The following is a 10,072-nucleotide window of genomic DNA, read 5'->3' on the forward strand; positions in this document are numbered from 1 at the left end:
ACCGAACTCACCAACCAGATCCAGCAGCTCGCCCTGCGTGAGCAGCCCTGGCTCCCCATCGTGACCCCCGCGGTGCGCCAGTTCATGAGTAACGAGGTGACCGGTGCCCCCGCCTCGTTCAGCTACCTGTACTACCCCTGGGCCGCCGGAATCGGGGCCAAGTAGTCGTGCAGACCCTCCGCTACATCGGGTGGCGGCTTGCGGCGCTGCTCGGGGTCCTGGTTGTATCGAGCTTTCTCGTGTTTGGCTCGATGTACCTGGCTCCGGGCAGCCCCGAGCAGTTCCTCGTCGGCAATCGAAGCGTTTCGCCCGAGGTGCTCGCCTCGATTCGCGCCCAGTACGGGCTCGATGACCCCTTCCTCGTGCGCTACTGGCACTGGCTCACCGGTGTCCTGCAGGGCGACCTGGGCCGATCCATCATCAGCCGCCAGGACGTCGCCACGCTGATCGGCGACCGGCTGCCCACCACGCTCGCCCTGACCGCGTTCGCTGCGGTGCTCATCATCGTCTGTGGTGTGGGGCTCGGCATCCTCGCCGGGCTCAAGCCCAACGGCGCGCTCGGGAACCTCGTCCTGCTCGGCTCCAATCTGGGCTTCGCGGTGCCGACCTTCTTCGCCGCGATGCTCCTGCTCACCGTCTTCAACGTGTGGCTCGGTTGGTTCCCCTCCTTTGGCTCGGGACAGGGCTTTGCCGGGCGGCTGTGGCACCTCACCCTGCCCGCGCTCGCGCTCAGCCTGCCGTCCATCGCCGTCGTGGCCCGTATTACTCGCACGTCGATCCTGGAGGAAGCGGAGAGCGAGCACGTCATGATGGCCATTGCCCGGGGCGTCAAACGACGTGTCGTCCTGCAACGGCACGTGGTGCGCAACTCCCTCCTGCCCATTACCACCATTGTCGGCGTGCACCTTGCCGGCCTGATCGCGGGCGGCTTCGTCGTGGAGCACGCCTTTACCCTCGACGGCATCGGGAACCTGCTCGTCAGCTACGTGCAACAGCAGGACTTCGCCGTCGTCCAGGCCGTCGCCCTGGTGCTCGTCGCCATCTTCGGCATCGTGAACCTCGTGATCGACCTGCTGTATGTCGCCATCGACCCCAGGGTCGCCACCGGGAAGGAACACTGATGCTCCAGACAGAACTGCTCCCCCTGCGAGACCCGAATGCCGGGATCCGGCAACGCTTTGGGCGCTTGCTCCGCGGGCTCGGCCCGCTCGGCTGCGTCGCCGCCAGCTTCATCGTGCTGGTGCTCCTCGCCGCGATCCTCGCCCCACTGATCGCGACCCACGATCCCGAGGTCGGCTCCGTCGCCCGGCGATTCCAAGGCCCCAGCGCCGAGCACTGGTTTGGCACCGACCAAGCCGGTCGCGACCTGTTTTCCCGGATCGTCTGGGGCGCTCGCTCCAGCCTCATCGGGGCCGCCGCAATCGTCCTCATCACGAGTGTGCTCGGCACGGGACTCGCCCTGATCGCGAGCTGGCGCGGCGGCTGGGTTGACGCCCTCATCAGCCGCGTCCTCGACGTGCTGTTCTCCTTCCCGAACCTCCTGCTGGCGATCATCCTCGTCGCGGTGTTCGGGAAGGGCCTGTGGCCCTGCGTGATCGCGCTCGCCGTGGCGTATGTGCCCTACACCGCCCGGGTGATCCGCTCCGTGGCGATGCGTGAGCGCGGGATGCCCTACGTGCGATCACCACAGTTGCAGGGGATCGGCGGCCCCACGATCGTGATCCGGCACCTCGTACCCAACGTCGCCCCGCAGGTGCTCACCGGCGCGACGATCAACTTTGGCTACGCCATGATCGATCTCGCAGCGCTGTCCTTTCTCGGCCTCGGGGTGCAACAGCCCGCCGCGGACTGGGGACTCATGGTCGCCACCGGAAAAGAAGCCCTCCTGCAGGGGCACCTCGCCGAGAGCTTCATCGCTGGCGGATGCATTGTGCTCACCGTGGCCGCCTTCGGCTACCTGGGCGAACGACTCGGCGGCCGGAAGGCCGCGGGGAGGACCCGATGAGCGTAGAAATCCACGGACTCACCCTTGACCTCAGCAGTTCGGGGGGCACCGCACGAATCCTGCGCGGCATCAGCCTGGACGTCGCGGACGGCGAATCCCTCGGCCTGGTCGGCGAATCCGGCAGCGGGAAATCCATGACGCTGCGCTGCCTGCTCGGCATCGAGCCCGCGGGGGCCACCGTTGGCGGTTCCATCCGGGTCAACGGGCGCGACGTCCGAACGCTGCCCGACTCGGAGCTGCGCCGATTCCGGGCGACCGAGGTCGCCATGATCGCGCAGAACCCGCACGCCGCACTCAACCCCGTGCTCCCGGTGCGCCGCTACCTCGCGGAAGGGCTCGTCGACGCCCAGGGGCTTGAGCCCGGCGACGCAAGCGAGCGCGCAACCGCGTTGCTCGGCGAGGTCGGCATTGCCGATGTCGAGCGGGTGCTCGCTGCATACCCCCACCAGCTCTCCGGGGGCATGCTGCAACGCGTCGTGATTGCCGGGGCGCTCGCGGGCAACCCGGGGCTCCTCCTCGCCGATGAGCCGACAACCGCGCTTGACGTGACCACGCAGGCCGAAGTCGCCGCCATCCTGAGCGAGGAACGCCGGGACCGGGGCATGTCCATGATCTTCGTCACCCACGATCTCGACCTCGCGGCGGCCGTCTGCGACCGGCTCGCGGTCATGCGCAACGGCGAGATCGTCGAGACCGGCACCGCGGCACAACTCCGCGACCGACCGGAACACCCGTACACGCGCGCGCTCATGGCCGCCCGACCACTGCTCTATGGAAAGGAGGGCCCCCGTGCCTCAGCACCGCCCCACGACGCATCCCGGTAGCGGCCCCGAAACTCCCGTCATCGAGGCGCTGCACGTCAGCCGGACCTTCCGGCTCGGTCGGGGACGCGACGTCCGAGCCCTCGTCGACGTCTCCGTCACCGTTGCCCCGGGCACCTGCCTCGCCGTCGTCGGAGAGTCAGGATCCGGAAAGACCACGCTCGCCCGGGCCATCGTCGGGCTTGAGCGTTTCGACGAGGGCGAGATCATGCTCGCCGGAGAGCCCGTTCGCTCCCGGCAACGGCGCACGGAACTGCGCCGGCGGTCCCGGCACATTCAGATGGTGTTCCAGGACCCGAACGGCTCGCTGAACCGTCGCCTCCCCGTTCGGGTCGCCGTGGAGGAAGTGCTCGAGGTACACCTCGGCCTGCGCGGCGACGCGGCCAGGCAACGCTCCGGCGAGCTTTTTGACACCGTCGGTCTGGGCCGCGAGCACCTCGACGCGCTCCCGTCCCAGCTGTCCGGCGGTCAACGCCAGCGGGTGGCCATCGCCCGGGCGCTCGCCGCCGAGCCCGCCGTCATCGTGTTAGACGAGGCCGTCTCCGCGCTGGACGTGACGGTCCAGGCGCAGATCCTCGACATGCTGGACCGGTTACGGCAGGAGCGCGGGGTGGCCTATCTCTTCATCACGCACGACCTCTCGGTCGTTCGGCAGATCGCCGATGACGTCGTGGTGATGCGCCGAGGGGAAATCGTCGAACGTGGTTCCGTCGGCGATGTCCTCGACCGCCCCCAACACCCCTATACCCGACTCCTGCTCGACAGCGCGCCGCGACCCGGCTGGGTCCCGCGCCGACGACTGAACACGAAAGAAGACACCGCGTGATTCGCTATGACATTCATGGTTCCACCCCCCGAGAGCGCGGGATTGACCGCGGCCGACAGGTCGGAGGAATCGTCCGAGAGCACTGGGGGATCCATCAGGTCCTGTTCCGGGCCGTCGGTCGCTCCGACGAGGCAACGCTCGCGCTGGGCCTGGCCTCGCTCGAGGCCATCGGCGACTGGTGGCCGGAGGCGCGCGAGGAGATCGAGGGCGTGGCCGAGGGAGCGGGGCTCGATCTGTCGATCGTGGCGGCGCTCAACGCGCGCACCGAGCTCCTGATCGCGGCGGACGGCCACGAGTGCACCTCGGTGGCGATGAACGCTCCTTACCCCGCGCAGGTGCAGACCTGGGACTGGCACCGGGAGCTGAACCGCGCGTGGCATGTGCAGCGGGTGACGGGCCACGGCATCGCCTACGCGGGGCTCACGGAGCACGGGATTCTGGCAAAGATCGGCCGGAACGACTCGGGAGTCGGCATCATCATCTCGATCCTGAGCCACGAGGCAGACGCCCCGGGGCGGGTACCGATTCACGCGGTGAGCCACCGGGTGCTTTCCCAAGCCCGAAGCCTCGCTGAGGCGCGGGAGATCCTGCTGAGCGCACCGGTGGGGGCTTCGACGGTGTTCACCGTGGTCGCCCCGGACGGCATCGGTTCCTTCGAGCTGTCCCCGGTCGGTGCCGCCGAACTCGACCCTCTCGGGCGCTGGTACATCCACTCGAATCATTTCATCTCCCCGGAACTCAGCGGGGGATCGCAGACCTTCCGGAACGACCCGGACTCGGAGGAACGCCTGCTCATGCTGCGCGAGCGCATCGCTCGGGAACCGCAGATACGCTCCGCGGCAGACCTCGCCCCCATGCTGCACTCCGGGCCGGAGGACATCGGCAATATTTGCTGCGTCCCCACGGCGGATCAGCCTCTGGGGCGGGCATGGGAGACACAGGCGACGGTCTGGATGACCGCGGCAGAGATGACGATCTCGGCGGGTTCGCCGCGTGATCTCGCCACCGCCGAGCAGATTCGCTTCGCGGGCAGGGAGGAGTGAAACCGGCGTCGGGCCGTCCGGTGTGGCCTTAGCGCGCCGCGGTGTGGTCCACGGGGCAGCCGGCGGCCTGCGCCGCGGCGATCACGTCGGAGGGGAGCTCCGGCTCGGCCGGCTCCTCGGGGAGCTTGTTCCCGGCGAGGTCGAGCCCGGCTGCGGCGTGGGCCGCGCGGATGCGCGCGGTGACCTGGTCGGCCTCCGTGGGCTCCCCGGAGCCGTAGCCGCCCTCGCGGGCCAGCTCGATTCGTTCCTGCTGGTCCGCGGTGCGCTTGAGCGCCGGGATGATCTCCTGATCTGAGGTGATGATCGCGAGATCCTTATCCACGTGATCGGCCATCGAGTGTACGGCGTCGATGAAGTCGCCGCGGCGGATCGCGTCGAGCACGTGGGCGTGGTCCTTGCGCATCTGCTCGCCGTCCGAGGCGTGCGTGAGCCGACCCTGGTGCATGGGGGAGTTCAGCTGCTCGTTGATGCCCGAGTAGAGGGCGGCGAGCAACCGGTTCTTCGCGGCGTCGAAGAGGAGGTTGTGGAAGCGGCCGCCCAGGCTCGTGTCACCGTCAGCCGACAGGGCGGGGCACTGGTCGCGGCCCAGCTCGCTCTGCACGGACTGTTCGAGCGCGACGAGGTCGTCCTCGGTGCGGTGCAGGGCGGCCTGCTGCGCGGCCTCGATCTCGAGCGCGCGGCGGTAGCTCAGCATCTCCTCGAGGGAGAAGTCGTTCAGGAACTCGTTGAGGAGGGCGCTCGTCGGGGTGCTGGAGCGCACGAAGGTGCCGCGGCCGGGCAGGGTCTCCAGCATGCCCATGCTGGCGAGGGAACGCACGGCCTCGCGAATCGTCGAGCGGCCAACGCCGGTCTGTTCGGCGAGCTCCGGCTCGATCGGGATTCGTGACCCGACCGGCCACTCGCCCGTGGTGATGTTCCGGCGAAGAAAGGCGAGCGTCGTCCGGGCCCGCTCGGTGCCCGCGGTGTTCATTGACAAAGGTGCGCTCCCATCTGCTCGCTCAGCGGCCCCCGAAAGTGGAGGGGCTCAGAGCGACCAGTATAACCGCGCGGGGTGGCCAAACATTCCCGGGTTTCCGGGAGTGTGGGCGTCCCCGGCCGATTCTCAGCGCCGGGCGCGGGCGGCCGGCCAGCCCGGGGAGACGAGTCGCGGGGGGATGCGCCGCGGGGCGCCGTCCGGGGGCACGGACCGGGCCGGGACGCAGAATCGGTGCGCGGGGGCCCACGTCCCCGCGCACCGAAGTGGGAAGCGCCCGATTCGGGCCGTGGCTAGCGGGCTGCCAGCCAGTCAGAGATCGCGCCGAGGCCCGCAATCGTGTGGGTCAGGCCGAGCGCCTGCACCTGGGCGCCCGTGACGAGCAGCGGCTCGGCCGCGCCGGGGAGCGCGGCGACGGCGGGGTTGTCCATGATCGACGCGAACAGGCGTTCGCCGCTGCCGTTCATGTCCACCAGCAGGATCGCGTCCGGGTTGGCCTCGATGACCTGCTCCGCCGAGATCGGGCCGGTGCGGTCCAGGCCGAGCGCGGCGCTCGCGTCCTGGCCGCCGGCGAGGCGCAGAATCTCCAGGGGGAAGGCGGTGCCCGCGGTGACGAAGGGCCGACCGGCCTGGTTGCTCAGCACGAGGACGGAGGGCGCGTCGGCCGCACCCGCCCCCGCGACCGGGGCGAGGCCGTCCTCGAGCGCCCCGTCCAGCTCCGCAGCGGCGTCGTCCTCGCCGAGGGCCTGGCCGATCAGGCCGACGTCGGTGCGCAGCTCGTCAACGGTGGACCAGGAGTTCGGCAGCACGAGCACGGGGATTCCGGCGCGCTCGAGGGCGGCCCCGACGCTCTCGTCGAGGCCGTGCCGCGAGTTCATCAGCACGAGATCGGGGGTCGCCGCGATCACGGCCTCGGTGTTCAGCGAGCTCTCGCTCTCGAAGCTCGCGGGCACCTCGGCGAGCTCCTCCGTGTGGCCGCCGAGGGCGGGGTTTCGCGTCGCCTCGGGGATCAGCACCAGGCGATCGGCGGCGCCCAGGGCGGCGGTGACCTCCGTGCTCTCGTAGCTCAGGGTCGCCACGCGCTCGGGGCGTGCCTCAATGGTCAGCTCCGTGGCCTCGCCGCCCGGTGCGCCGGGGACCGTGATCGTGCGCGGGAACTGCGCCTCGGGCTCGGCCGCGGCCTGCTCGGTCGGCTGGGCCGCTGGGGCCGCCGGGGCGGACTGGCAGGACGCGAGGCCGAGCGCGAGCGCGGCGGTCGCGGCAAGGGCGCCGAGGCGGCGGAAGGTGGTGGTCATCGAGCTGTCTCCTTGGGTCGGACGGGTGCGGCAGCGCGCTCGGCGCCGAGGGCGAGCAGGGGGAGGCCGCTGCTGGAGCGAACGAGCTCGGCGCTGACGCCGTAGACCCGCTCGATCAGTTCTGGGGTGAGCACGTCCTCGGTGCCGCCCGTCAGCGCGGCCTGCCCGCTGCCCGGGATGACGAGGACGCGGTCCGCGAAGCGGAGGGCCGTGCCGAGGTCGTGCAGGGTGACCAGGGCGGTGTGCCCGGCACGGCACCGGTCCCGGATGACCTCGAGCGCGCGCAGCTGGAAGGCCGGGTCGAGGGCCGAGGTGGGCTCGTCGAGGAGCATGAGCGGCGGCGCCTGGGCCAGCAGCCGCGCGAGCTGTACGAGCTGCCGCTGCCCGCCCGAGAGCGCGCTGGCACGGTGCCATTCGTGCTCGGCGGCGCCCACGAGAGCCAGGGCGTCCGAGACGGAGGGGTGGGGGATTCCCGCCCGCTGCGCGGCGCCCGAGCCGATCGCGACGATGTCGTGCACGAGCAGCTCGTTCGGCGCGGTGCCGTCCTGCGTCATGAGCCCGAGGAGCCCGGCCCGGTTCCGAGCCCGCACCGTGCCGAGGTCGACGCCGTCGAGCTCCGCGCGCCCGCTGGAGGCAACCCCCGTGCCCGCGAGCGCCCCGAGCAGGCTGGACTTGCCCGCCCCGTTCGGGCCGACGACGGCGACGAAAGAGCCCGCCGGGATGACCGCGTCGATGGGGGAGAACAGGGGCCGGGCACGGTGCGCCTGGAATCCGGTCAGTGTGAGCGTCATGCGCGCCTCCGGAGGAGCATCGCGAGGAAGACGGGGGCGCCGACGAGCGCGCAGACCGCCCCCGTCTGGATCGCGGTCAAGCCGAAGGCGCTCCGGGCGACCGTGTCGGCGGCGACGAGGAAGACGGAGCCCGCGAGCATCGAGATCGGCATCAGATACGAGTGCTTGCTGCCGATGATGAGCCGAACCGCGTGCGGAACGACCAGGCCCACGAAGGCGATGATGCCGGACACGGAGACGGCGGCTCCGGTCACGAGTGAGGTCGCGAGGAGCAGGGACAGGCGCGTGCGGCCGGTGTCGATCCCCGAGGTATGGGCGACGTCGTCGCCGAGCGTGAGCGCGTCGAGGTGCCTGCCGCGGGTGAGCAGGAAGGTGGTGCCGATCACGATGGGGAACACAGCTAAGAGCACGTGGCCCCAATCCCGCAGCTCCAGGTCGCCGGACATCCAAAACATCGCGCCGCGAGCGAGCGCATCGTTTTCGGCGTTCGCGATCAGGATGCTGATGATCGCACCGGCGAAGGCGTTGATGGACACGCCCACGAGGATGAGGGTCGCGCCGCCGCCGTTCGGGACGGTGCGGAGCGCGAGGTGCAGGATGCCGGTCACGACGAGGGCGCCGCAAAACGCGGCGAGGGGCACGCCCCAGGAGAGGGACCCGGCGAGGCCGAGGGTGATTCCGGCAACCGCGCCCACCGCGGCTCCGGAGGACACGCCCGTGACTCCGGGGTCGGCCAGGGGGTTGCGGAACACGGCCTGCAGCGTGGTGCCGCAGGCGGCAAGCGCGGCGCCCACGAGCGCGGCCACGACGATGCGCGGCGCGCGAATCGTCCAGATGACGGCTGCGTGCTGCGGATCGACGCCCTCGCGGAAGAGCAGCGCGCGCACCGTGTCGATGGGGCTGATGCTGACCAGGCCGAGTCCGGCGCTCAGGACGACGAGGGTCACGAGGGTCAGCGCTCCGAGCGCGGTCGCGATCAGGGCGCGTCTGGTGCGTGACGCCGCAGCGGTTGAGCTCGTGAGCAAGGTCATCTTTCGGGCCGTGTTTTTAGGTCCTCATCGGGCGATCAGCGGTCCACAAGGGAAGGCTCCGCTAAGCTGGACTCCCGCTGGGAGCTTCGTCTGACGAAGGACTTCATCAGATGATACGGTGCTGGGGATAGGCCCCACAAATCGACGGAAAAGCTCACAGGAATGACACAGAACAACAGCACCCTTGCCAGCGTAAGCGCCCCCTATGACGCCCTCCTTATTGCTTCCTTCGGGGGCCCCAATCGAGCCGAGGACGTGGTTCCCTTCCTCCGCAATGTGGTCCGGGGAAAAAACATCCCGGACGCCCGCCTCGAGGAGGTCGGCGAACACTATTTTGGCTTTGGCGGGGTCAGCCCGATCAACGCCCAGAACCTCGCGCTGCGCACCGCTGTTGAGGACGAGCTGCGCGAGCGCGGCATCGCCCTGCCGGTGATCTGGGGAAACCGGAACTGGCACCCGTACACGATCGACGTGCTTCGCGACGCACACGCGTTCGGGGTGCGCCGCCTGCTGGTGCTCGTCACGAGCGCCTACGCGTCCTACTCCGGGAGCCGCCAGTACCGCGAGGACTTCGCCGCCGCGGCCGCGCAGCTGCGCGCCGAGGGCATCGAGCTGGAGATCGACTTCCTGCGCCCGTTCTTCAACGACCCGGGATTCATCGCCGCGAACGCGGAGGGGATCATGGCCGAGGCCGTGAGCTTCCCCGAGGGGCTCGATCACACGCACATCGCCTACGTGACCCACTCGATCCCCGACGCGATGCAGGACGCCTCCGCCGTCACCGGACCCGGGTACCGGGAGCAGCACGAGGACGTGCGTGCCGAGATCGACGGGCGCCTCCGCGCGGCCGGGGTCACCGGGCTGACCTCGTCCCTGTCCTACTGCTCACGGTCGGGGGACCCCCGCACGCCGTGGCTGGAGCCCGACGTCAACGATCACCTCGCTGAGCTGGCCGAGGCCGGTGTGAAACGTGTCGTGATCGCGCCCATCGGCTTCGTGAGTGACCACATGGAGGTCATCTACGACCTCGACACCGAGGCGATGGAAACGGCCGAGGAACTGGGCATGCACGCGGTGCGCTCCGCGACCGCGGGCACCCACCCCACCTTCGTCGCGAGCCTCGTTGACCTGGTCCTGGAGCGGGCCGCCCGCGAGCGCGGCGAGGAGGTTCCCGCCCCCACCGTCGGTGCCCTGGGCGCCTTCCCGGACGTCGCGCCCCCCGGCAGCTGCCGGATGCGCCACGGCGAGGTCACGGGTCACCCGGTCGTCGCCGGGCTCATCGACTAG

The 10,072-nt window shown here is 70.2% G+C and carries 10 protein-coding genes; 6 read left to right on the top strand and 4 right to left on the bottom strand.

Annotated features, from left to right (window positions below):
• The first annotated feature begins 167 nt into the window (after positions 1 to 167).
• Genes OOT08_RS10445 through OOT08_RS10465 form a run of 5 tightly spaced genes read left to right on the top strand, consistent with a single transcriptional unit; the run spans position 168 to position 4,695 of the window.
• Entirely contained in the window at positions 168 to 1,121 is a 954-nt protein-coding gene (locus tag OOT08_RS10445; protein WP_325092589.1) for an ABC transporter permease, read from the top strand.
• Positions 1,121 to 2,005: an ABC transporter permease gene (locus OOT08_RS10450; protein WP_325092590.1), complete on the top strand. Its 885-nt coding sequence runs from the start codon at positions 1,121 to 1,123 to the stop codon at positions 2,003 to 2,005. Before OOT08_RS10445 ends, OOT08_RS10450 begins: the two co-directional genes overlap by 1 nt.
• A complete protein-coding gene (locus OOT08_RS10455) occupies positions 2,002 to 2,829 on the top strand; it encodes an ABC transporter ATP-binding protein (RefSeq protein ID WP_325092591.1) in 828 nt (275 codons plus the stop codon). The genes OOT08_RS10450 and OOT08_RS10455 overlap by 4 nt, the downstream gene beginning before the upstream one ends.
• Positions 2,795 to 3,652 carry an ABC transporter ATP-binding protein gene (locus tag OOT08_RS10460; RefSeq protein WP_325092592.1) on the top strand — a complete coding sequence of 286 codons (858 nt, stop codon included), beginning with the start codon at positions 2,795 to 2,797 and terminating at the stop codon, positions 3,650 to 3,652. The genes OOT08_RS10455 and OOT08_RS10460 overlap by 35 nt, the downstream gene beginning before the upstream one ends.
• Entirely contained in the window at positions 3,649 to 4,695 is a 1,047-nt protein-coding gene (locus OOT08_RS10465; RefSeq protein ID WP_325092593.1) for a C45 family peptidase, read from the top strand. The genes OOT08_RS10460 and OOT08_RS10465 overlap by 4 nt, the downstream gene beginning before the upstream one ends.
• Positions 4,696 to 4,723: 28 nt before the next feature.
• On the opposite strand, the gene OOT08_RS10470 is transcribed toward OOT08_RS10465, so the two are convergent.
• From OOT08_RS10470 to OOT08_RS10485, 4 genes are all read right to left on the bottom strand, one after another.
• A complete protein-coding gene (locus OOT08_RS10470; protein WP_325092909.1) occupies positions 4,724 to 5,665 on the bottom strand; it encodes a FadR/GntR family transcriptional regulator in 942 nt (313 codons plus the stop codon).
• Positions 5,666 to 5,961: 296 nt separating this feature from the next.
• Positions 5,962 to 6,963: an ABC transporter substrate-binding protein gene (locus OOT08_RS10475; RefSeq protein ID WP_325092594.1), complete on the bottom strand. Its 1,002-nt coding sequence runs from the start codon at positions 6,961 to 6,963 to the stop codon at positions 5,962 to 5,964.
• Positions 6,960 to 7,754 carry an ABC transporter ATP-binding protein gene (locus tag OOT08_RS10480; protein ID WP_325092595.1) on the bottom strand — a complete coding sequence of 265 codons (795 nt, stop codon included), beginning with the start codon at positions 7,752 to 7,754 and terminating at the stop codon, positions 6,960 to 6,962. The genes OOT08_RS10475 and OOT08_RS10480 overlap by 4 nt, the downstream gene beginning before the upstream one ends.
• Complete coding sequence (locus tag OOT08_RS10485) at positions 7,751 to 8,779, bottom strand: FecCD family ABC transporter permease (RefSeq protein ID WP_325092596.1); 1,029 nt, start codon at positions 8,777 to 8,779, stop codon at positions 7,751 to 7,753. Before OOT08_RS10485 ends, OOT08_RS10480 begins: the two co-directional genes overlap by 4 nt.
• 168 nt (positions 8,780 to 8,947) lie before the next feature.
• Here OOT08_RS10485 and OOT08_RS10490 point away from each other — a divergent pair, with 168 nt between their 5' ends.
• Positions 8,948 to 10,072, top strand: a complete 1,125-nt coding sequence (locus OOT08_RS10490) for a ferrochelatase (RefSeq protein WP_325092597.1) — start codon at positions 8,948 to 8,950, stop codon at positions 10,070 to 10,072.

Origin of the sequence: Leucobacter sp. M11, from assembly GCF_035726885.1 — a bacterium.
Lineage (GTDB): Bacteria > Actinomycetota > Actinomycetes > Actinomycetales > Microbacteriaceae > JAPFRB01.

Excerpts from the sequence above, each read along its gene's own strand:
- OOT08_RS10450 (WP_325092590.1), top strand. The coding sequence starts at position 1,121 with ATGCTCCAGACAGAACTGCTCCCCCTGCGAGACCCGAATGCCGGGATC.
- OOT08_RS10455 (WP_325092591.1), top strand. The coding sequence starts at position 2,002 with ATGAGCGTAGAAATCCACGGACTCACCCTTGACCTCAGCAGTTCGGGG.
- OOT08_RS10470 (WP_325092909.1), bottom strand. The coding sequence starts at position 5,665 with ATGAACACCGCGGGCACCGAGCGGGCCCGGACGACGCTCGCCTTTCTT.
- OOT08_RS10475 (WP_325092594.1), bottom strand. The coding sequence starts at position 6,963 with ATGACCACCACCTTCCGCCGCCTCGGCGCCCTTGCCGCGACCGCCGCG.
- OOT08_RS10480 (WP_325092595.1), bottom strand. The coding sequence starts at position 7,754 with ATGACGCTCACACTGACCGGATTCCAGGCGCACCGTGCCCGGCCCCTG.
- OOT08_RS10490 (WP_325092597.1), top strand. The coding sequence starts at position 8,948 with ATGACACAGAACAACAGCACCCTTGCCAGCGTAAGCGCCCCCTATGAC.